The sequence below is a fragment of the Saccharopolyspora sp. NPDC049426 genome (assembly GCF_040676935.1).
Lineage (GTDB): Bacteria > Actinomycetota > Actinomycetes > Mycobacteriales > Pseudonocardiaceae > Saccharopolyspora.
This window is the reverse complement of the sequence record NZ_JBFAPZ010000007.1, coordinates 272818-294722: the sequence shown is the minus strand read 5'-3', so window position 1 is coordinate 294722 and position 21905 is coordinate 272818. Positions and strand designations below refer to the sequence as shown.

Below are 21905 nucleotides of genomic sequence, written 5' to 3'. Positions count from 1 at the left end.
CCCGGTTAGGCGGTCCGGCGAACGAGCCGCATGGGCTCCTGTTGCTTCGTCCGGGGAAGTGGAATCACTTGGGCTTGCCCCGGCTCGTTGGCTTCCACGACGGTCTCGGCGAGCCGATCGAAGTCGATGGCGGCTCGTGGGATGCCGGACGCGGCAAGTGCCTGCAGTACCTCCCGCCGGTCGCGTGCACTTACTCCACCCCAGACGCCCCATGAATGACCGTCCTCGGACTCGAATTCCAGTGCCATCGCCAGGCATTGCGGCCGCAGCGGGCATCCCGAGCACGCTTGCTGGGCACGCGACCGTTGCCGCTCCACAGCGCGCCCGCCGCGAGCGTCCTCGTGAAACCAGTCGGCCGAGAAAGGGTCCCGTGCGCACTTGCCCTCGGCGAACACTTCCGGATAGCGGTTGATCGGGTTTTTCATGACAGCGCCCCTTAGCTGAAAATGATGTTGAATGAGGAGTATTGATCTCCAACTGGAGGTGTCGAACGATTCGAGCGAATTTTGATCTTTTCCTGCTCGATGCGAATTACGCTACTCCGAAATGGGCTGCCGTCAATCGATACCCATGTATCGCTAGCGAGGATCGCTCGGCGGTGTCATGCTGGCCTAGCAACGCTGACCTGGGGAGCTGTGATGCCGAAAGAGTCAGGGCGAACGCCATCAACAACGCCGCCTAAAACTGTGGGCGAGCGGCTCAACCGCTTGTTCGATGTTCAACGCCCTCAAGGCTCACCCGATCGAGTGTTCACGAATCGCGAGGTCGTGAATGCGTGCAAGGAAGCCGGGCGTGACTTGTCCGAATCGCACCTATCGGAGCTGCGTCGTGGCGTGAAAACCAACCCAACGCTTCGAACACTTGAAGCCATTGCATGGTTCTTTGACGTCCGAACCGGCTACTTCACCGACCCCGCGGTGGCGGCCGAGGTCGAAGCTGAGCTCGCCGACCGCGAGCAGGAGCTGCACGCCAAACTGGATGCTGAGAGAACAGCGCAACAGGAACTCCGAACCGCCTCCGAGGAACTCCAGCGCGCGATGCGTAAGTCCGGAGTCACCAAGGTCGGCCACCGCGGCGCCACCAACGTCACCGCCGCACGCGAACGGGCAAGGATGATGCGAGCCCTCGCCGAGGCGCTGCGGTCGGATGACGAGTCGGAGGAAGTCGATGACTAGCGCCGAGAGCATCGGCTCAGTCACCGACCGCCTGAACTGGCTATTCGACGTCGTGACGGTCCTCGACCCAGAGACCGGACGGCGGCCATACACCGATGCTGAGGTAGGAGAGAGCGTCGGGGCCAGCCAAATCAAGATCGCCTTGCACCGGCACGGCGAGCCCGCGACACCGGATCTGCTCAGCGCCATAGCGAGATTCTTCGGGACCGACCCGGCGTTCTTCGGCTCCGACCCGGCAGCTGTGGCGCGTGCCTACGAACAGGTCGTCCAGCGCGCCTTGCACGACTGCGGCCTCGACGAACACCGCCTGTGCCGAGTGTTCAACCCATTGCCGGAACCGCGGTGGGATCAACTTCGCCGAGTCCTTGTTGGACTCCGTGCGCCGTCACCAGGGGGTGAGGAGACCCCGCAGGCCGCTCCGGAGGCCAGGACTCGGCTCCGAATCTGGAGTTCAACGCTCACTGGCCCGATGAGCGCGGCTCAACTCGAAGACCTCTGCAGGGACGTGCTTGTCGCGTTGGACGTCCGCCCGCCCTGGGACCCGGCCGACTTGTGTCAGCGCCTGGGCGCGTACCGAGGACGACGCATCAAGGTGAAGGGAGTCGATCTCGGCGCAACTACGTCGATTGGCCACGTGGTGCAGCAAAGCCGGGTCGATTCGATCTTTTACGAACAGACAGCACCTGCACCACAGCGCGACCTCGTGATCTCGCACGAGCTCGTTCACCTGGTGCGCCGGCACTTGGACTTCGGCGAAGCGCTGACTTGCGGCGCCGACCTCGGCACGGATAGTGCTTACTCGGACTGGCGCGAGTGGGAAGCCGAGGTCGGCGCACGAATCTTGGCCGGTCTGGCCAGGGAACGCCCCAAGCCCAATGGGCTGCGACGAGGAGTTTCACCGGAAGAGCGCGGTATCGCAGGCGCGTTCGGATTCGTCGATCAGGAGTGAGCATGGACTTCGAGATGGCGCTGCGCCTATTCAAAGCAGTCGTGATCTTGGCGGTCACGATCTGGGAGACAGTGCAGCTCACACGTCGACGACAGGACTTCGCCCTCCGCATCCTGGTCGTGGGCTTGTGGGCGCTCTCGTTCGCGGCCGTCTTCGGCATCCAGACGCCCATCCTCGAACCCATCGAGGACTTCTTCGGTCCGGCATGGGGTGTCATCATCAATGGCTGCTGGATGGTGATGGCCTACTCCTGGGCAGCGTTCTTCGCTCTCGCCGACCCGCGCAAGCCCGTGGCGGCACGGGTACGAACAGCACGAGTCGAATTTGGTGTACTCGTGGTTGCCCTGGCCGTCATGGCCCTCGTCTTGATGGTCTGGCCAGAAGCGCAGGGCCGTGGACAACAGACCTGGCAGCGCACAGTGTTCTACCTGTCCATGGACGGTTATTCCCTCAGCGTTTGGGTCCTAGGCATTTGCCGCGCCGGGGGCTACCTCTCCCGCCTGCAGCACCCACTCGCGCGGGCTGCGTTTGGTCTTGTCATCCTGGGCAGTGCCGGAATGACCCTCGGGGTCAACGCGATCTCGCTCGTCCGGTATGGAATCCGACTCTTCACCCGTGACCTCGATCTGGGGTTCATGAGCACGCTGTACTCGATCGGACAGCTCGGCGGACAGCTTCTCCTCGCGCTGGGCTTGGCCTTCGCGCCTCTGGCTGGCGCGGTGGTCGCGACCAGGGAGCGCTACGAAAGGGCGCTGCGCGCCCGCTACACACAGCAGCTCACCCCGCTTTGGCGCACGCTCACGACCGAGTTTCCGCACATCGCGCTCGATCACCAAAGCAACGACAGTGGCCGCCCGCGTCCCGATGATGACTTCGAGCAAACGACAGCCGAGATCACGGACGGCCTGGCTGAGTTGGCACGTGACTGCCCACCGCCCGGGGACGACGTAAGGAACCCACGACACGCGGCCGACGCCGTCGAGGCGGGGTTGCAAAGGCGCATCGCCGTTCGCGACGCACGCTGGGGCCACGAGGCGCCCGCTCCGACCGAGCCGCCCTACCCGGTTATTGAGCCCGATTTCGGTGGAAGCTGGCGCCGACGGGCCCGCTGGATGATCGGGCTCAGCAACGAACTCTCTTCGCGCGGGGCGATCAGGAAGGACCTTCATGACGCAGTCAGAGATTGAAGGGGGAGTCCGCCTCTCAGTCCTCGATACCGCACCGATCGTCGAGGGTTCCAGTGCCCGCCAGGCTCTTCACAACACGGTCGATCTGGCGCGTCTCGCCGACACGCTCGGGTACCACCGGTACTGGGTACCTGAACACCACAGCATGCGTGGTGTGGCCAGCGCGGCGCCCGCCGTTCTGGTCGGACGCCTCGCTGAGGCCACGCGCAGCATCCGTGTCGGAAGCGGCGGTGTCCTCCTCCCCAACCACTCACCTCTGATCGTCGCCGAGCAGTTCGGCACGCTCGAAGCGCTCTACCCGGGACGAATCGACCTCGGCCTCGGCCGTGCGCTGGGAGGGCCGCCTCGCGTGGCTTCAGTAATGGGGAGAACCGGGCAGGGGCACCGGGACTTCGCTGAGCAACTTCGTGAGCTCCTCGCCTACTTCGATGAGCCGGAGCCAGAGCCAGGAACGGTAACGGCAGTACCTGCTGTTGGAAACAGGCCCCAGCCCTGGATCCTGGGCACTGGCACTGCCAGCGCTGAGCTAGCTGGGGCCTTCGGCTTCCCGTATGCCGCCGCGCACCACCTCAACGCCGACTGCATCGAGGTGCTCAAGCGTTACCGTGAGACGTTCCAGCCGTCCGCGAGTACGCCGACGCCTCGCGCGATCGTCAGCGTCTCCGTCATCGTGGCTGACTCTGATTCTCGCGCGGAATGGTTGGCCGGATCCACACGACTCAAGATCCTCAGCCGTCTGAAGGGCTCCCGCATCAGACTTCCTTCGCCGGAACACGCTGCCCAGGTGCACTACACGGCTGAGGAACGCGCGACCATAGACCTCCACACTAGGGGACTGATTGCTGGTGGCCCTCAAGCGGTTTGCCAGATGCTCGATGTACTGATCAAGCAGTTCAGTCCTGACGAGATCCTGGTGACGACGCCGGTGTTCGACCCCGTCGACCGTTGTCGTTCCTACGAGCTACTTGCTGAGAGCCTGCCGTTGCTGGGAACTGTGTAGCAGTCGGGGGAGTGCTGCGGTGCGAGGTTCTGGGCATAACTCGCGTCCGTAGTAGCAACTACTCCGGAACGAAGCTTGGTGGAAGCGTCCAGACTTGTGGGGAACGAGGAATTTCGCTCGGTAGTTCGACGAGTTCGGCGCAGCGAGCGCATGGTGGTGCGGGGCAGTGGGGCATGACGAACGCTGTCGGCAGAATTTCGCCGCACATCGGGACGCGGAACTCAACCGCGCCCAGCTCCGCAACGTAGAGGTTCACTGGAGGGACGAATCCACCGTCAGAGCGGAAGGCGTGGCTCCTAGCGTCGAGGCCGGACATTCTCCAGAGGTAGATCACGTTGTTCTCCGTGTGGCTGCATGTTGACAGGTCGGGCAAGGTTCGTAGCTGGTGGGCGGCGTGCCCTTGGCGAGGAAGCCAATGGCGCCGCAGGCAGTGAGCACGGCGTCTCTGCCTTCGAATCGGGTCTGAACTGGGGTTGTGGCGATTGCGTGCCAGATGAGTTCGCCGCGGAGGCCGATCGCGTACGGCTCGCCCCTTGAGTCGGGCGCGGGGGCTGGCGGTAGGGGCACGGTGGTGTCTCCTCCGGTGTGACCGTTGGCCGCGACCGTGACCATGCACCATTCGCATCCCATGCCGACGATTCCGTCAACGAGTTCGAGCAGGGTGCTGTGTACTGCGAATCCGCATATGGCCGTTCGCTGCCCGCTTGTGTCGTGTTGGTCTGTTGGGAATGCGTGCACAGTCAGTTGGGAGTGGCCGACAAGCCCTGGTCGAAGGCGAGCGAGGATGACTGGTGGCATGGGTTCCCCTGGGCGTTTGTGAGAGTGTTCCTGCTCGGTGGGGCGATGGCCTGCCCGCCCCGGTCGAGGGGGTTTCGGGGCGGGGCGGGCAGGTGCTCGTTCGTTTTGGGTGGTCGCGCTTCGGGGTGTCGCTCCCAGATCTGGCGTGTGGTGCGCCGCGCCCGGCGCGAGAGCCACCAGGTGCGAACGAGCGGAAGATCGGCGATAACGGCGGCCCAGGGCATCACGACCACGGCGCCGAACATGATGTAGAAGGCGAGCGTCATGTTCTTCTCCGGAGACGGCGGAGGGCTGCAGATGCCTCGTGCACGCGATCGCGAAACGAAGCGGTGTCGTCGATGCCCAGCGCGGTCTGCGGGCTGGTCGGGTGCCAGTGATCAGATCTGATCATCTCTGCTCGCGATCTGTGTTCGTCGGTTGCGGTGGGCGTTGGAACGCGCTGATTTCGGTTAGTGATCGCTGCCATCGGTGGAAAGAGCGACTTCGGTGCTGGCGTCGGTGGTCGCAAAGGACCAGGGCGGTGCCGCCTAACAGCACTGCAAGGGCGATTCCGGTGGTCATCGCAGGTCCTCATCATTCGGGGATGGGTACCGGTGGGCGGGCGGAGGTCGGGGTCAGCGCCCGCCCACCGGCGCTTGATGCCATAGCGGCCCTGACCGCGTTGGGGGCCTGGCGGAGCCGCCTGGTGAGTCCTGACCGATTCGTTCGGCGAAAGCCCGTGAGCGGAGTCGGATCGGGCACTGCCCGCCACCGGCCCTGCACTTCGGGCGCGACTGATCGCGAGGTCAAGCAGGCAATGTCTTGTCGGTCGGCCTAGAACCCTGATGCCGACCCGTACTAGCTGCCACCGTTCGCGTCCTCGGCGAGGCAGTACTGGTTCCGCAAACGGCCGTGCCATCGCGGAGACCAGCAGGAACGCATTTCGGAACACTGGATCCTCCTCGATTACATCGGTCGACGATCGGTTCATACTCAGATAATGTAGGCGTTGATACTGATAATTATCAACGTAGTTAGATAGTTCTCATGACGGTATGGTCCGATCGTGTGTACTTCCACATGGCAGGCTGTGATACTGAGATCAGGGCAGCGTGGATTAGGGCAGGTGGGAGTGCTACGGATGGGAAGCGCGCCGGTATCGAGCACGGTGCAAGCACTCGAACTGGGGTTGCGGCTCCGCGAGCGCCGCGAGCAGCTGGGGTTGACGCTGACGGCGGTCGGTAAGGAGACAGGCATAGGCGGCACCAACCTCTCGTCGATCGAGATCGCCAAGCGGAGGCTGACGGCTGCCAAGCTGGAGGAGCTGGCCAAGGTCTACGAGCTGTCGGATGATCAGCTGGAAGAACTTGAGGTCCTGCGTGGTCAGGCAGGGCGGCGTGAGTGGTGGGACGACTACGCCCGGCTGTACTCCGAGGAGTTTCTGCGGTTCATCGGCTTGGAAGCCGGCGCAACGACCGTGCGCGAGTACACAGCCGAAACCATCCCGGGATTGCTGCAGACCGCCGACTATGCAAGGGCGATGATCCGAGGTGGCTCGCCCTACATCAAGCCCGTCGACGTGGGGCCGAGGGTCGAGTCACGGCTCGCGCGGCAGTCGCGGCTCGAAGAAGCGGACTCGGTCGACCTCACAGTGGTCATAGGGCAACCGCGCTTTGTCAGGAAGTCGGCAGCCGGGAGATCATGGCCCATCAGCTTACCCGCCTGGCAAAGCTCAGCGAGGAGCGCCGCGAGAACATCAAGATCCACGTCATGCCTTACAGCGCCGGAGCGCACCCCGTCATTGGTGGTGGACTCAAGATCCTTTCGTTCGGTTCGCGGCTGTTGCCCGACATGGTCTGGCAGGAAGCCGTGACCACAGGCTCCTTGATCGACAAGCCTCATGTGGTCAGAGAACTCAGCGCGAGCCTCGATGAGGCGGTGGATCGTGCGCTGGACCTCGACGATTCGCTTGAGATCATTCATGAGGTCCGCAAGGAGATGGAGAAGCAATGAAGGCCGACGTCTGGTTCAAGAGCACTTTCAGCAACCCCGCGCAGGACTGTGTTGAGGTGAAAGCCCACCGCGGCTTAGTCCACGTCCGCGACACCAAGGACCAAGGTTCCGGACCGGTCATCACAGTTGAAGCGAAGCACTGGCCGGGCTTCATCGCCGAGGTCCTCGGCCACGCGGAGAGCGCCAGCAACGGAGTCGCACGAATCGAATCGGCCGACGACGGCGGTGTTCGCCTGCACGCCCCCGGAGTCACGCTGTCCTACACCCGCTCGGAATGGGACGCCTTCATCGCCGGCGCAGCGGACGGCCAGTTCGACCTCGCAGACTCACAGGCGTCGGCTGCTTGATTCGCGCGGAGATGAGGCATCGGTGCACGCAATTGACAAGGACGCAAGCCAACGGCACCGAGGACCCGCTCGTCTCTAGTTCTCCAGAGTCGTGACAAGATCGTGAAAATGTGCAGGCCGCCTTCTAAAACCCCAGGTTAGGAAGTGTGCTCTCCACGTACGTGGACGTCGTCCGGTAGACGCCTGCCCCGACGACGAAGTTGGCACGTTCTCTTCACGCATGTGGAGGTGCTCTGGTCTCATCGACTGGCATTTGCCAGCGCGGCGCGTGTACTCGGGAGTGTCCTGATCTTTGTGTGTGGGGCGGTGATCCGACAGGCTGGAAGCGTCCGCTTTCGGCTGGAAGGGGATCATCGTGACCGACGGCGACACGACAGCATCGCAGGATGACGACGAGGACCGGCCCGGTTCGGGTGGGTTGGATGTGCAGCTGGCCAGGGAATTGATCGAGCGGGCCCAAGCTGAGGGGGTGTCCCTGGTGGGTCCGGACGGGCTGCTGGCCGGGGTCACCCGGACGGTGTTGCAGACCGCGCTGGAAGCTGAGATGAGCGAACACCTCGGCTATGACAAGGGCGATCCTGCCGGCCGCGGAGCTGGTAATCACCGTAATGGCAGCTCGGCGAAAACGGTGCATACCGAGGTGGGGCCGGTGCCGATCGAGGTCCCGCGAGATCGGCGGGGTGAGTTCGAGCCGCAGATCGTGCCCAAGCACGCTCGCCGCATCGCCGGTTTCGACGAGGCTGTGATCTCGTTGTATGCCAAGGGCTTGACCACCGGTGAGATCCAGGCGCACTTGGCTGAGATCTATCAGACCGAGGTGTCCAAGGATCTGATCAGCCGAATCACCGACCAGGTCGTCGACGAACTCAAAATCTGGCAAAACAGACCGCTGGATCGCGTGTACCCGGTCATGCTCATCGACGCGATCCACGTGAAGATCCGGGAAGGCCAGGTCACCAACCGGCCGATCTACGTCGTGGTCGGCATCAACTGCCAAGGCGAACGCGACGTGCTCGGACTCTGGGTGGGCACGGGTGGTGAAGGAGCCAATTAGTGGATGAGCGTGCTCACCGAACTGAAAAACCGTGGTGTCGCCGATGTGCTCATCGCCTGCTGCGACGGACTCAAGGGACTTCCCGAGGCGATCAACGAGGTCTGGCCATTGGCCACGGTGCAGGAATGCGTGGTGCACCTGGTCCGCGCCAGCCTGCGTTATGCCGCCCGAGGCCACTGGGGTGCGATCACGAAAGCACTGCGCACGGTCTACACCGCCCCGACCGTCGAGGCCGCCCAGGCCCGGTTCGACGAGTTCGAGCAGACCTGGGGCGCGAAATACCCGGCGATCATCCGGTTGTGGCGCGCCTCGTGGGAGCAATTCACCCCGTTTTTGGCGTTCCCTCCGGACATCCGCAAGATCATCTACACCACGAATGCCGTGGAGAGTCTCAACGCCCGGTTCCGTCAGGCCACCCGCCAGCGCGGGCATTTCCCGTCCGAGCAAGCCGCGCTCAAGGTGCTCTACCTGGTCATTCGCACCCCGCAGCGCAACCGCAGTAACGTCACCGGGCGAACGCACGGCTGGAAACAGGCCCTGAACACCCTCGTGATGTTCTACGGCGACCGGATCAGCCTCAACTAGAAACCGACCACCGCCTCACCCACGAAAAATCAGACAGACCCCAGGGGGGACTGTCCGGGATCTTGTGGGCGGGGTGGTGATCCGGCGGGCCGGGGCGCGGCCAATCAGCGGAATGGCCGTTCGTAGAAGACGGTGCATACCGATGTTGGTTCGGTGCGAATCGATTTTCCACGAGACCGCAACGGGTCCTTCGATCCGCAGATCGTACCGAAACACGCCCACCGCATCGAAAGATTCGACGAATCAGTCATCTCGCTGTACGCGAAGGGATTGACTACCGGGGAGATTCAGAAACACCTCTCCGAGATCTACGGCGTCGACGTGTCCAGAGAGTTGATCTCGAAGATCACCGACAAAATCGTGGCGGAAACGAATGAGTGGCAAGTCCGCCCGCTGGGCCGAATATATCCGGTCGTGCTGATCGATGCAATTTTTGTGAAGATCCGGGACGGCCAGGTCGCCAACCGGCCGATCTACGTGGCAGTGGGCGTGACCTGGCCGGGCAACGAGAGGTGCTGGGCCTGTGGGCCGGTACCGGCAGTGAGGGCGCCAAGCACTGGGCCGGGGTGCTTACCGAGCTGCGCAACCGTGGCCTTGAGGACGTGATGATCGTCTGTTGCGACGGCCTGAAAGGGCTACCCGAGGCGATCAACGCCACCTGGTCGCTGGCCGGTATCCAACATTGTGTGGTGCGTTTGATCCGGGGCAGCCTGAAGTACTCCTCCAGGAAATACTGGAGCCAGATCACCACCGAACTCAAAACCATCTACACCGCGCCCACGGTCGAGGCAGCCCAAGCCGCGTTCGACGAATTCGCCACAACCTGGGAAGACCGCTATCCAGCGATGGTCGCGACCTGGCGCACCAGCTGGGAACAATTCACCCCTTTCCTCAAATTCCCGGCCCTGATCCGGAAACTCGTCTACACCACAAACGCCATCGAGTCCCTGAATTCCCGATTCCGGCACGCCGCCCGCAGGCGCGGGCGCTTTCCCAACGAACAAGCCGCACTCAAAGTGGTCTACCTCGTCATCAGAAATCCCATCAAAACCGCCCCAACATCACTGGCAAAATCGCCGGATGGAAGGATATACTCAACACGCTCGCCATGTTCTACGGCGACCGAATCACCGAAAACTAAACGGAACGGTCACCGCCCTACCCCCAAAAAATCGGGCACTCTCGGCCTGCGCGTGTTCTTCGGCCGGTTCACCGTCAGCCATAGCGCAGGGGTTTGCGGGCCCGGGAGGGTTGGCCGAGCACGTGGGAGACCATCCAGGCGAGGCCGTCGGCGGTGTGGGCCGGGGGCCGTGCGGGTTGCATGACGTGGCTGAGGACTGTGCGGACGATCACGTCGATCACCACGCTGGCCTGCTCGTCTGTGAGGTCCGGTTGGTAGGCCGTCACACGCTGTTCGAGCAGCGCTGTGGTCCGGGTGATCAGGGTGCCTGCCTGGGTGGTCAGCAGCGGGAGCAGCTCGGTGTCGGCACCGTGGGTGGCGGAGGCGATCGCGCGGAGCAGGAGGTTGCCAGCCGCGAGTTGAAGCACGTCGCGCACTGCGTCGTAAATCGCTTCGACTAGGTCACTGGGGTGGCGATCGAAGGCGTCCCGGACAACGGCAAGGAACTGGTCGAGGTGGTGGGTGACCATGGCGTCGGCTAGCTCGGCCTTGGACCCGATCTCGTTGTAGACGGTCTGACGGCTGACGCCGACGTGTTCGGCCAGACGCGCCATGGTCACCGACGACCAACCGCCGCGCGCCGTCATCTCGATCGCCGCAGCGATGATCGGCTGGCGGTACTGGCCGCCGACTGTCGGTGCGAAGGAGAGGGTTTCGTCCATGGCCGCCATGCTATGCGGCTGTGGTAGCGATGGCCGACGATCCCGTCACCGCGCAGGTACAGCGCGGTGAACCAGCCTCAGTCGGCACGGCGATTAGCGCCTCTTCGGAGCGTAGGGTGCCGACGGACTGGATGCGGTGGCCGTACCGGTCGGACCAGAAGTACGGCACCGGCGTATTTGGGCGCGCCGCTGCAGGGGCGAGGGCGTGGCGGGCGGTGGCCGCACCTTGTTCTGTAGCGTTCGTTCAGTGTTCGAGGCGCGCCGACCCCGGGTCGAACAGCGAGCCCACCAGGTCTGCCACGTCGCCTGCCGCATACAAGCCGGGCAGGCCGGTCGCCAAAGAGACGTCGCAGATCACCCTGCGGTCGCCGCATGCAGTGGGACACCGCTCGCGCTGGCTCCACCTGATGGTGATTGCCGTAAATTGACTTGCCAGCTCGCCGCCGTTCGGCAGGAGATCCGCGCGAAGACTGACGCACCGCGATCATCGACATGGCTCGGAGGAGCAACCCCTGCACCGTGTCGGTCACGTGGTCAAGTGCTTCGTCGTCGTCGGCAAGCGGCGGGTGTCTGATCGTGACAGCGGTAACGGCCTCGGTCCTCTCCACATTGTGTCCGTGACGCGTAACCATGCATGCCACTGGCTTGACGGCGGCGACCAGTCCGGCGCGTGAGACTGTGAGTTTCGATCCTAGACTGTTAGTTCCGTTTGTGTGGTATTGACCGAAACGGTGTCAACGGTTGTCATTCGGGGAGTGAGGGATTCATGCCTTCCGATGCTGTGCCTGCCCTGCGGGAGCCCGAGGATGCCGAACAGGATCCCCGGCCCGCCCGCTCGCGGGCTGTGCTGATTGAGGCGGCGAGCCGGTTGCTGGCCGAGGGCGGGATTGAGGCGGTCACCATCGACGCGGTGACTCGCGTGGCCCGGGTTTCGCGCGCGACACTCTATCGGCATTTCGGGTCTGGTACCGAGTTGTTGGCTGCGGCGTTTGAGCGACTCCTCCCGCCGGTTCCGCTTGCTCCGGAGGGTGGCGAGCTGCGCGAACGGCTGGTCGCGCTGGTGGCTAAACAAGCTGAACTGATCGAGCAGGCTCCGTTGCAGCTGACGCTGCTGTCGTGGCTCGGCTTGAGCATGTCCGACACGGAAGCGGTCGACGAGGATGCGGCGGTTGGTGATCGACCGCGGTTGCAGACGTTGAAGCGTCGAATCATCGCCCAGTACCGCGAACCGTTCGACGCCATCCTTTCCGGTGCCGACACTCGTGCCGGGCTGCGGGAGGACCTCGATACCGATCTGGTATTGGCGCAGCTGGGCGGCCCGCTAATCTTCAACCGGCTCGTCACCGGACGGCCCAGCGACGCAGCGTTTTGCGTCCGGCTCGTCGACGACTTCCTCGCGGCCAATACCCGGCCCTGAACGCTGCCTAATCAACGATTGTAAACCGTTGGTCTCTGTGTGAGACTGGCAGTCTCTTGGGATCTTTGTGAGGCATGTGGCGTCGGAGCCGGCTTCGGGAACTGCGCCGTATGGGAGGTGGCTCAGGTCATGGCAGCCTTGTCCAGGCATGCAACTCAGGCGGGTGCAAGCGTTCGGGCAGGGCGGACCCGATGGCGTCGTTTCCTGGGGCTGTTGACCCCAGCCCTAATCGTGGTGATGCTGATGGTTGGCGGCGTGCTCACCGGTGGCCTACCCGTCTCGATCGCTGCAGATGGACAGCGGCGCATCAAGCTCGCGGTCAAGGACATGTCAGCGACAGGGTATGGCGCTTTCCCACAGTTCTTCCAAACTAAGGACGGCCGCAAGCACCCTGTCGTGACCGTCGGGCTCTCCGGTGTCCGCGCCACCGGGTTGTGCGGCTCAGGGAAGGCGCAAACTCCCCTCGGTGACTACGTGGTGCGAGTCGAAACCAAGGGCGGCCAGCAACTGAGGGCCGATGACCTGAAGATCGCCATCGAAAACGTCGACGGAGGCAACCTCGCCGGCGGCACCATTACGCTCAACCGCCATGACACCGCACCCGACGGCACCCCAATCGATTCCGGACACGAGGGGGCACTACCAATCACCGCCCGCTCGATGCTGCTGGACCTGCACGCCGACGTCCGCTGGGTCACCGTAAGTGGCCTGAAACTCTCCGCGGTTGACCTCAGCAACGGGACAGACGTCAAGGAATGCTTCTAGTGCGAGTGCGATCGGAACTCTCGTGGGCACGGTGGGGTCGCTGGCGACGCAGCCGCCCGTTCTGGGGCGGCCTTGTCTCCCTGGCTGGCGGGCTGACCATCCTGCTACTGCCGGCCAACTACTTCACCGTGCTGGCGCTGCCGGGCGTCGCCGGCCTAGCCGGGTTTCTGCTAGGTGGTCTGATTGCGGCCATGGGCCCACTTTCGTGGTTCCTTCCTGAGCAGCGTGTCGTGCTCGGCATCGCGATCGTGCTGCTCGCCCTCGCCTCATTCGTCTACTCCAACCTAGGCGGCTTTCTCATCGGCATGCTGCTCAGCATTATCGGCGGCAGCCTCGCATTCGCCTGGAAACCCAGCACGCAAGGATCAACACCGCCGCATTCACAACCCTCTCCTACTCCAGGAACGTACCCCTAAGCACTCTGATCCGTCCCAACGTGTTCTGAGGTGAACCTCTTGGGATTGTGGCTGCCCCGCCGGTACTCGCGGGACCTCGATCGGCGACCGCGCTTCGCCGCCAACCGATCGCCGTAACAATCGAGCTTGATGCCCTCGGCGGTGGCCTCGACGCATCGACGCGCGCAAATTGCCAGACGCGTTGTAGCCGATAAAGAAGGTCGCCGGGGCCGTAAACGTCAGCCCTTCCTCAACGGACTCGGCCACGCACGGTTCGGTAAGCGGCCCCGGTTGGAGGCCGGATTCAACCGGTCGTCGCAACACGCTGATCATGGAGGTGTTAGTGGGCAGGCCAGCGGGGTGGATGAAGGAGTTGACGGGCTGGTCCCTGATGGAGTCGCCGGGTACTCCGTCTCACGGGCGGGGGATCGAGCGCGAGTTTTGGTGTCAGATCGCCACGGGTATCACCAGTGAGGAAGCGGCGAGCAAGGTCGGCGTATCGCAAGCGGTGGGTGCGCGTTGGTTTCGGCAGCGTGGTGGCATGCCGCTCGATCTTGGGCCGTTCGCCGGCCGCTATTTGTCATTTCGAGAACGTGAAGAGATCGCTATCCTCACGGCGCAAGGGACCGGCGTACGAGAGATTGCCCGACTCCTGCAGCGTTTCCCATCGACGATTTCTCGGGAACTGCGCCTGAACGCGGCGACTCGAGGCGGCAGGCTCGACTACCGCGCGTCGGTGGCGCAGTGGAAGGCCGAACTGTGTGCCCAGCGTCCCAAGAACGCGAAACTCGTTGCCAACCAAAGGTTGCGCGAGTATGTGCAAGTCCGATTGTCGGGTGAGGTTCGCGACGCGGAGGGGCTGACCGTGCTGGGCCCTGCGGGGGCAGCACGGAAGGGCCGGAACAAGCCTCACCGCAGAGATCGTAGCTGGGTGCAAGGATGGAGTCCAGAGCAGATCTCGAATCGCCTTCGAGGTCGACTACCCGGATGATGAGTCCACGCGGAACAGCCACGAAGCGATCTACCAGGCGCTCGACATCGAAAGTCGTGGGGCACTCAAACGCGAGCTTGTCTCGTGCCTGTGCACAGGCCTGGCGTTGCGTGTCCCCCGTGCCCGCTCCAAGCGGAAGGCATGGGCGCAATGTCACCCCCTAGGTGTTGATCAGCCAGCAGCCCGCCGAAGCCGACGATCGAGCCGTTCCCGGGCACTGGGAAGGCGATCTTTTGATCGGGCTGAAACGATCGGCTATCGGAACGCTGGCCGAACGTACGACCAGGGTCACGATGCTGGTCCACTTGCCCCGCGAGGACGGTTTCGGCGTGATCCCTCGAACCAAGAACGCTCCCGCGTTGGTCGGCTATGGCGCGGTGACGTCGAAAGACCCACTCGCGTCCACGATCACGACCCTGCCCGAGCAGCTGCGTCGATCGGTGACGTGGGATCAAGGCAAGGAGATGCCGGCGCACGCGGCGTTCAAGGTCGAAACCGGTGTCCCCGTCTACTTTGCCGATCCTCAAAGTCCGTGGCAGCGAAGCACGAACGAGCTTAGATTCAACCGGTCAAGGCAACGGTTTGTGTGTGGTCGAGGCATTTGCGGGGCGTGTTGTTGGGCTTGGCGGCTGTCACGTCGAGGTCGGCCTGGGAGGAGTACGCGAGGTTGGTCCCCGTTGGGTAGGTATTGGCGCAGCAGCTTGTTGGTGTTCTCGTGGGCGCCGCGCTTTCAGGGACAGCATGGCGCGGCGAAAAACGAGTCGATGCCCGGAGGCAAGTTTTGTGGCCGGCCAGTTCCATTCCGCGGTCCCACATCAGTGTGCGGCACAACTGTAGCTCCGGGTTGGAGTGGATGTGGGCCAGGGCCAGGCCGACGACACTGCTGTGTCGGCTGGGCAGTGCTACCACGACCAGGCGGCGTGATCGCCGGTCGATCAGGGTAGCGATCTGGCAGGTGTTTGCCCCCGATCACGAGATCGGCTTCAAGGTGTCCGAACTCGTGTCCCAAGTCTTTGGGCTGCCCTGGGTCCTAGCAAGCGTGTTTGAGGACGTCAGGTGGTCGGTATCGATCGGCATCGAGAGAGTTTTTTGCGGATGGGTAACGGCTATTCCAGGAGTGTGGCGATGCGGTCGATGTAGTCGGGGCGACCGATGAGCGCGCCGACGCGGCCGGGCGGGGTGGCCAGCCCGTCGATGAGTTGGCCGAGGTTATGCGTGACGAGTTCGGCGGCGGTGGTGTGGGCGTGTCGGAGCACGTCGATGTCGCCGGGGCGCAGAGACCCGTTGTTGAGATGCCAGTCGGCGGTGTCGATGAGGGCGTCGAGCCCGTAGAGCTGGCGGGCGGCTTCGAGCGCGGTGCGCCACGGTCCGCTGGTGGTGATGATGGCCTCGTCGAACTCTTCGAGGGTGCGGCGCACGATGTGCACTCGCGCGAGTCGTTCGATGTCGTGCAGGTGCGGGTTGGGGTCGTGGGGGTCGACCCGGTGGGCGAGTTGGTCGGCGAGAAGCCGTTCGTGCAGGGACACGAGCCGGAGCGCGGAGTGGCGTCCGCCGATGCTGGTTCCGAGGGCTCCGCTGGTGGCGGGCCTGTCGGTGGTGGTGAGGAGTTGTTTTCCGGCTTCCAGCAGCAAGAGGCGGGTGTCGCCTCCGGCGCTGTGGAACGAGCGGGCCATGTCTTCGTAGACGGTGAGCCGGTTGGCGTGCAGCACTCCTTGAAATCCGCACAGGCGTCGACAGGTGGCGGCGACGGTCTCGAGGGTGGTGGTGGCAGCGGCTTTCGCGAGGGTGCGGTCCCGGCTGGCGGCGAGCCACGGGGCGTGTTGAGCGGTGTCGATGCCATCGGTGGAGCCGGTGGTGCCGCTGAGACGGTCTTCGATGAAGTCGTGGCGGATCTTGTCGGTGTAGAAGGTGGTGGCGTACACGTGCGCGACCGCGGAGGCGAGTTCCCGGGCGTGGGTGCTGAATCCGAGCGCGGGGGTTCGGTCGCCGATGATGCGTTGGGTGTTGTAGCGCGCGGCGACCGACACCGCGGCCCGGGCTGCTGAGGTGAGCGCGACGGCGGCGGAGGTGACGGCGGCGTTGACGCCCCCGAGGGAGCGAGCGAGCCGCTGTTGCGGTCCGAGGGGGTCGTGCACACCGTCTGGGGTGAGGGTGGCGGTGTCGGAAAGCCAGTACCCGTAGGGGATGGTGGCGTCGGCGAAGCGGATCACCGCGTAGTCCAACGGGATCGGTGCGCTGCCGGGAAGGGCGGTGACGTCGGCCTGCGGGTGGGGGAAGCGGAACGCGAACGCGTGGACTCCGTGGTCGGCGTCGTCGACGATCAGGCGGGCGTTGACGACAGCGGCGCGCGCGAGGCCGGTCCAGGCGACGTTGGGCATGATCTTGAGTGCCGCGTCGTCGGGCGTGCGCAGGGTGAAGGTGTGCTGGTCGCGGTTGTAGATCGCTTGGGTGCGGATGTTGACCTGGGATCCGCCGCGCCCGAGTTCGGTGGCTACGATCGCCCCGGGCACGTCCATCGTGTCGAGTTCGGCGGTGAGTGCGTTGAGATGGTCGTTGGGGTGACCGCATTCGACGAACGCTGTGGTGGCGACGCCGTAGTGCACCATCGCGGCGTGCATCAGCGCGGGGTCGACTACTCCGGCCCATTCCATTCCGGCAAGCAGTCGCCCGGGGGTGTGGTGGAGCTCTCGCGCCGGCCCGAGGAGGCGCCCGAAGGCTTGCAGTCGGGTGTAGGTGGCGGCGGTACCGGTGATGGTGGTGGCGAACTCGGGTTTGCCGAGCAGTTCGTCCAGTTCGGCCCACACCGGCATCCGGTCGCGGAACAACGGGGGAGCGGGGGACATCAGGTGACCTCCGTGTACCAGTAGCGGGCGAGGTTCCACGCGCGGTCCGGGTGTCGGGGTCGGGAGTCGAGTTGGACGGGTGCGGCGGCCACGATCGCGTGGGCGTTCGCACCGGACAGGCCGAAGCTGGACACGGCGGCACGCCGGTGGCCGGGGACGGGCCAGTGGGTGTGGCTGGTGGGGACCCGGAGCGCGGAGGTGGCCCAGTCTATGACCGGGGCGGGGTCGTTGTGGTGCAGCGATGCCGGGATCTGTCCGTTTTGGACGGACAGGATCGTTTTGAGGAGTCCGGCGATCCCGGCGGTGGGTTCGAGGTGCCCGACATTGGTCTTGATGCTGCCGACCAGGCACGGATTCGGGTTCGCGCCGTAGACCGCGTCGAGCGCGGACAGTTCGACGTCGTCGCCGACGCGGGTGCCGGGTCCGTGGGCTTCGACGTAGCCGATTTCGTGCGCGCGGACGCCGGCGTCGGCGAGCGCTTCGCGCATCATGCGGATTTGGCCGGGGACGCTGGTGGTGACGATGTTGCGGCCGCTTTGGCCATTGGCGTTGACCGAGCTGCCTTCGATGACCGCGTGGACCGGGTCGCCCGCGCGGACCGCGTCGGAAAGTCGTTTGAGCACGACGGTGGCCACTCCTTCGCCCCGTGCGTAGCCGTCGGCGTTGCTGGAGGCGAAGGCGCTGCGGCCGTGTTGTGACAGGGCTTTGGCGAGCCCGTGGGACGGGCCGCCGTGGGGGTTGAGGATCAGATGTGCCCCGGCCGCGAGGGCGGTGTCCACGTCGTTGCTGTGCAGCGCTTGGCAGGCGGAGTGGATGGCGGTCAGGCTTGCCGAGCACGACGTGTCGAGCGTGATGGATGGTCCTTGCAGGTCGAAGACGTGGCTGATGCGGCCGGACAGGAACGATTTCAGCCCGCCTCCCGACAGGCTGTACATGTTCGGGGTCACGGTGGGCGTGGAGATGTCCCAGTGGTCGGAGTGGCTTTCGCCCACCCACACCCCGGTTCGGGCACCGGCGATGTCGTCGGGTTCGAGTCCGGCGTCGTCGAGCGCTTCTTGGGCGGTCATGAGCAGCAGCCGCAAGCGGGGGTCGGCGCGGTGCGCTTCGCGGGAGGTCATGCCGAAGTGCCTGGCGTCGAACAGTGCCACGTCGTCGATGAAACCGCCCACGTGCATAATCGGGGGTTGGCCGTGGTCGCGTTCGGCGGGTACGGGGCGCACCGCTGTGCGGCCTTCGGTGAGCAGGTTCCACAGTTCAGCGGGGCGGGTGGCGCCGGGGAGGCGGAAGCCCATGCCGACGACGGCGATCGGGTCGGCGGGGCGGCCGACGGTGTCGCGTGCGGTGTGGGTGGTCACGGCATCGCGGCGTTCGGTGATCGCGAAGTGACCGGAGTCCACCAGGTACGTCGACACGGCTTGGTGGGTGGCGTTGCGCCACTCCAGCAGGTCTTCGAGCTCGAACAGTGGTTCTCGGGTGCCGGTGATGGCGGTGATGGGGCAGTTCAGCGTGACCGGGGAGGGTTGGTAGGTGCCGACGGTGGTGGCGTCGGCGCGGATGACGTCGACGTTGGCGGCGATGGCGTTGCGGGCTGATTCGGGTGCTCCGCCAAGCCGGATCACCTCGTTGACCATCTCGGTCTCCGGCAGGGTGTGCAGTGAGGAGAACGCGCGGGCGGGCAAGTGGGGCGGGGGTGCGGACACGACGAACAACCGCTGTGGCCCGGGCTGGTTGGTTTCGGCCAGTCGTGCGGCCACGGCGTGCGCGACCCACGCGCCCATCGAATGCCCGAGCAGGGCGAACGGCGCGGACAGCAGCGGGAGCGCGTCGCGGCAGATGCCGTCGACGAGGTCGTTCATCGAGGTGGTCAGCGGTTCGTCGAGGCGTGGTCCGCGTCCGGGCAGCACGACGGGGAGCACGTCCACGCCGGGTAGGCGCCACTGGTCGAACAGGGTGGTGGGCGCCCCGGAGTAGGGGAAGCAGAGCAGGTGCAGCGCGGCGTTCGGGTTGGGCGTGTGGGCGAGCCAAGGCGTCGACACGGGGAGCGTCCTCTCCGGCGCTAGAACTGGGTGAATCCTCCGTCGATGCTGATCGCGGTGCCCGAGGTCGCGCCCGCGTCGGGTGATGCGAGGACGCTGACGAGCGCGGCGACTTCGGTGGGGTTGACCATGCGCCCGAGGTCGCCGGTGTAGTACGTGGCGGCGGCGCCGAAGTCTGCTCCGCTGCCGACGATCGCGCCGTGCAGCTCGCGGGGGATCATGTCGGTGTCGGTGATGCCGGGGCACAACGCGTTGACCGTCACGCCCCGCGTGGTGACTTCTTTCGCGAGGGTTTTGGTGAACCCGATCAGGGCGTGCTTGGTGGTGGTGTAGCCGACCAGTCCTGCCGCTCCGGTCTTGCCGGCGATGCTGGACATGTTGATGATGCGCCCGTACCCGCGCGGGAGCATGTGCTTGAGCGCGGCGCGGCAGGCCCAGAACGCCGAGTTCACGTTCAGCGTGAACGCGCGGTCGAGAGCGTCGTCCGAGCAGTCGGCAACGGCGGTACCGTCGTCGGTGACGCCTCCGGCGTTGTTGATGAGCACGTCGATGCGGCGGTATTCGTCCACGGTCTCTTCGACCAGGCTCGTGACCTGGTGGGGGTCGGTGACGTCGGCCGGGATGTAGCGGGCGCGGTCGCCCGCGGCGAGTTCGGCGACGGCCTTGCGTCCGCGTTCGGCCGATCGGCCCGAGATGACGACGGTGCCTCCGTCGTCGATGAGACGGCGGGCGCAAGCCAGTCCGATGCCTGCGGTGCCGCCGGTGATGATAACGATGTGCCCCATGACGTGCCCCTTTCAAGTGGCGGGGTGAACTGGGCGGTGACGACGTCCGCGTGCACCCGGCTTGACCGGCTGCTGCGGACGGTGCGCGCGGTGGTCAGCGGGTCAGCGCGAGGACGGCGTTGTGCCCCCCGAAGCCGAACGAATTGGACAGGGCGGCGGTGAACGTGCCGGGGCGGGCGTGGCGGGACAGGTTCAGGTCCTGGGCCGCGTCGCAGGGCTTGTCCAGGTTCGCCACCGGTGGGGCGATCTGGTGCTGTAGCGCGAGTGCGGTGTAGGCGGCTTCGATCGCGCCAGCGGCTCCCATGGTGTGCCCGGTGACGCCCTTGGTGGAAGTCACCATCGCGTCGGGGATGAGTTCGGTCAGCACGCCGGCTTCGATCGCGTCTCCGGTCGGGGTGGAGGTGGCGTGCGCGTTGACGTGCCCGATGTCGGCGGGGGTGATGTCGGCGTCGCGGCACGCGCGGCGGATCGCGTCTTTCGCACCGGCGCCTTCGGGAGAGGGGGCGGTGACGTGGTGTGCGTCGGCGCTGGAGCCGTACCCGGCGATGCGGGCGTAGGGACGGATGTTGCGGGCTGCGGCGTCGTCTTCGCGTTCGAGGGTGAGGATCGCGGCGCCTTCGGCCATGACGAAGCCGTCATGCGCGGTGTCGAACGGTCGCGAAGCGTGTTCGGGGGTGTGGTGTTTCCCGGTCGACAGAGCGCGGAGCTTGTGGAACCCGGACACGTTCAGCGGGGTGACGCTGGCATCGGTTCCGCCGCAGATCGCCACGTCCACTTCATCGCGGCGCAGCATCCCGAGTGCGGTGCCGATCGCGGTGGCGCCGGACGCGCAGGCGGTGGAGACCACCATGTTGGGGCCGGTGGCGCCGAGTTCGATGCTGAGAATGCCCGAGACCATGTTGACCAGGCCCTTGGGGAGGAACCGGACGTTGACCGCCGAGGGCCCGTTGTTGAGCAGGCGGGCATGGTTGTCTTCGAAGGTGTGCGCTCCGCCGAACGCGGTGCCGATGACGATGCCCACGCGCGCCCGGGCCCGCACGGCATCGGTGAGTCCGGCGTCAGCGAGGGCGGCGTGGGCGGCGACGAGCGCGAACAGGGCGCTTCGGTCGTAGTAGCGGGTGACGCGGCGCCCCAGCAACCGGTCTGGGTCAAAGACGGGCCCGACGAGGCTGGCGAAGTCGACGGGTGCGGTGTCGAGCGTTTCGGTGGGACGTGCGGTCGGGGAGGGTGCGCACACCGAGGCCCAGTTGGCGGCGCGGCCGAGACCAGCGGGTGTGACCATCCCGATTCCGGTGATCGCGGCCGGCGTCATGCGTCACCACCCGTGATGGTGATGGCCTTGAGGCATTGTTCGACGGTGGTGTCACCGGTCAACTCGTCGTCGGGGATGAGGACCCCGAACTGCTCGTGGGCGATGTCGGCGAGTTCGACCCGGGCGACGGAATCGACCCCGAGTTCGTCGAGGGTTTTGTCCGGCGCGATGTCTTCGGCCGGAACGTCGAAACTCCCGGTGAGGATTTCAGCGAGAGCGTCGAGAGATGCGGACATGCGGATTCCTCCTGGGTGTGGCGGAGATTCGCTGACTCGATTCGGCGCGAGATGACTCAAGGTTCACACGGAAGCTGAACAGCCTGGTACCTCCAGGCAGGTATTGGCAGCCACCGCGTTTGGCTACCGAGCGAAGCCAGATTTCCCGTAGCCACAATGGACAGTCAGTGTGCCATTACCGCAACGAACTTCGAGG

18 protein-coding genes and 4 pseudogenes are annotated in these 21905 nt (G+C 65.1%); 13 read left to right on the top strand and 9 right to left on the bottom strand.

The window, feature by feature from the left end; genetic code table 11:
- Positions 1–5: 5 nt before the first annotated feature.
- Positions 6–425, bottom strand: coding sequence for a WhiB family transcriptional regulator (locus AB0J78_RS17815; protein WP_363790200.1), 420 nt, complete (start codon positions 423–425; stop codon positions 6–8).
- A gap of 261 nt (positions 426–686) precedes the next feature.
- Between AB0J78_RS17815 and AB0J78_RS17810 the strand changes: the two genes are divergently transcribed.
- Genes AB0J78_RS17810 through AB0J78_RS17795 form a run of 4 tightly spaced genes read left to right on the top strand, consistent with a single transcriptional unit; the run spans position 687 to position 4311 of the window.
- Positions 687–1175: a hypothetical protein gene (locus tag AB0J78_RS17810; protein WP_363790198.1), complete on the top strand. Its 489-nt coding sequence runs from the start codon at positions 687–689 to the stop codon at positions 1173–1175.
- A complete protein-coding gene (locus AB0J78_RS17805) occupies positions 1168–2124 on the top strand; it encodes a hypothetical protein (RefSeq protein ID WP_363790196.1) in 957 nt (318 codons plus the stop codon). The genes AB0J78_RS17810 and AB0J78_RS17805 overlap by 8 nt, the downstream gene beginning before the upstream one ends.
- Before the next feature lie 2 nt (positions 2125–2126).
- A complete protein-coding gene (locus AB0J78_RS17800; RefSeq protein WP_363790194.1) occupies positions 2127–3311 on the top strand; it encodes an MAB_1171c family putative transporter in 1185 nt (394 codons plus the stop codon).
- Positions 3292–4311, top strand: a complete 1020-nt coding sequence (locus tag AB0J78_RS17795; protein ID WP_363790192.1) for an LLM class flavin-dependent oxidoreductase — start codon at positions 3292–3294, stop codon at positions 4309–4311. Before AB0J78_RS17800 ends, AB0J78_RS17795 begins: the two co-directional genes overlap by 20 nt.
- 740 nt (positions 4312–5051) lie before the next feature.
- Here AB0J78_RS17795 and AB0J78_RS17790 read toward each other — a convergent pair.
- Entirely contained in the window at positions 5052–5375 is a 324-nt protein-coding gene (locus tag AB0J78_RS17790) for a hypothetical protein (protein WP_363790191.1), read from the bottom strand.
- Positions 5376–6229: 854 nt separating this feature from the next.
- On the opposite strand from AB0J78_RS17790, the pseudogene AB0J78_RS17785 reads away from it, so the two are divergent.
- The 5 genes and pseudogenes from AB0J78_RS17785 to AB0J78_RS17765 form a co-directional block, all read left to right on the top strand.
- Positions 6230–6694: pseudogene (locus AB0J78_RS17785) on the top strand (Scr1 family TA system antitoxin-like transcriptional regulator); the annotation flags it as partial.
- Between the two features lie 95 nt (positions 6695–6789).
- Positions 6790–7101 carry a Scr1 family TA system antitoxin-like transcriptional regulator gene (locus tag AB0J78_RS17780; RefSeq protein ID WP_363790189.1) on the top strand — a complete coding sequence of 104 codons (312 nt, stop codon included), beginning with the start codon at positions 6790–6792 and terminating at the stop codon, positions 7099–7101.
- Complete coding sequence (locus AB0J78_RS17775) at positions 7098–7448, top strand: DUF397 domain-containing protein (protein ID WP_363790187.1); 351 nt, start codon at positions 7098–7100, stop codon at positions 7446–7448. Before AB0J78_RS17780 ends, AB0J78_RS17775 begins: the two co-directional genes overlap by 4 nt.
- Positions 7449–7866: 418 nt before the next feature.
- Positions 7867–9087: pseudogene (locus AB0J78_RS17770) on the top strand (IS256 family transposase).
- 132 nt (positions 9088–9219) lie between these two features.
- A pseudogene (locus AB0J78_RS17765) lies at positions 9220–10412 on the top strand (IS256 family transposase).
- Here the strand turns inward: AB0J78_RS17765 and AB0J78_RS17760 are convergent.
- Both AB0J78_RS17760 and AB0J78_RS17755 read right to left on the bottom strand, forming a co-directional pair.
- Positions 10303–10929: a TetR family transcriptional regulator gene (locus AB0J78_RS17760; RefSeq protein ID WP_363790185.1), complete on the bottom strand. Its 627-nt coding sequence runs from the start codon at positions 10927–10929 to the stop codon at positions 10303–10305. The pseudogene AB0J78_RS17765 and the gene AB0J78_RS17760 overlap by 110 nt on opposite strands.
- Before the next feature lie 10 nt (positions 10930–10939).
- Complete coding sequence (locus tag AB0J78_RS17755; RefSeq protein WP_363790183.1) at positions 10940–11098, bottom strand: oxidoreductase C-terminal domain-containing protein; 159 nt, start codon at positions 11096–11098, stop codon at positions 10940–10942.
- Between the two features lie 597 nt (positions 11099–11695).
- On the opposite strand from AB0J78_RS17755, the gene AB0J78_RS17750 reads away from it, so the two are divergent.
- The 4 genes and pseudogenes from AB0J78_RS17750 to AB0J78_RS17735 form a co-directional block, all read left to right on the top strand.
- A complete protein-coding gene (locus AB0J78_RS17750; protein ID WP_363790181.1) occupies positions 11696–12346 on the top strand; it encodes a TetR/AcrR family transcriptional regulator in 651 nt (216 codons plus the stop codon).
- 237 nt (positions 12347–12583) lie between these two features.
- Complete coding sequence (locus AB0J78_RS17745; RefSeq protein ID WP_363790465.1) at positions 12584–13111, top strand: DUF6230 family protein; 528 nt, start codon at positions 12584–12586, stop codon at positions 13109–13111.
- Positions 13112–13116: 5 nt separating this feature from the next.
- A complete protein-coding gene (locus AB0J78_RS17740; RefSeq protein ID WP_363790179.1) occupies positions 13117–13527 on the top strand; it encodes a DUF6114 domain-containing protein in 411 nt (136 codons plus the stop codon).
- Positions 13528–13870: 343 nt separating this feature from the next.
- Positions 13871–15051, top strand: a pseudogene (locus AB0J78_RS17735) (IS30 family transposase); the annotation flags it as partial.
- Between the two features lie 552 nt (positions 15052–15603).
- On the opposite strand, the gene AB0J78_RS17730 reads toward AB0J78_RS17735, so the two are convergent.
- The 5 genes from AB0J78_RS17730 to AB0J78_RS17710 all read right to left on the bottom strand — a co-directional run bounded on the left by AB0J78_RS17730 (position 15604) and on the right by AB0J78_RS17710 (position 21709).
- Positions 15604–17340, bottom strand: a complete 1737-nt coding sequence (locus tag AB0J78_RS17730) for a hypothetical protein (protein WP_363790177.1) — start codon at positions 17338–17340, stop codon at positions 15604–15606.
- The gene (locus AB0J78_RS17725; RefSeq protein WP_363790175.1) at positions 17340–19376 is read right to left on the bottom strand and encodes a beta-ketoacyl synthase N-terminal-like domain-containing protein; all 2037 of its coding nucleotides are present in this window, start codon (positions 19374–19376) and stop codon (positions 17340–17342) included. The genes AB0J78_RS17730 and AB0J78_RS17725 overlap by 1 nt, the downstream gene beginning before the upstream one ends.
- A gap of 20 nt (positions 19377–19396) precedes the next feature.
- Complete coding sequence (locus AB0J78_RS17720; RefSeq protein WP_363790173.1) at positions 19397–20161, bottom strand: SDR family NAD(P)-dependent oxidoreductase; 765 nt, start codon at positions 20159–20161, stop codon at positions 19397–19399.
- 94 nt (positions 20162–20255) lie between these two features.
- On the bottom strand, positions 20256–21473 hold the full coding sequence (locus AB0J78_RS17715) for a beta-ketoacyl-[acyl-carrier-protein] synthase family protein (protein WP_363790171.1): 1218 nt from the start codon (positions 21471–21473) through the stop codon (positions 20256–20258).
- Entirely contained in the window at positions 21470–21709 is a 240-nt protein-coding gene (locus tag AB0J78_RS17710) for an acyl carrier protein (RefSeq protein WP_363790169.1), read from the bottom strand. The genes AB0J78_RS17715 and AB0J78_RS17710 overlap by 4 nt, the downstream gene beginning before the upstream one ends.
- Positions 21710–21905 lie beyond the last annotated feature (196 nt).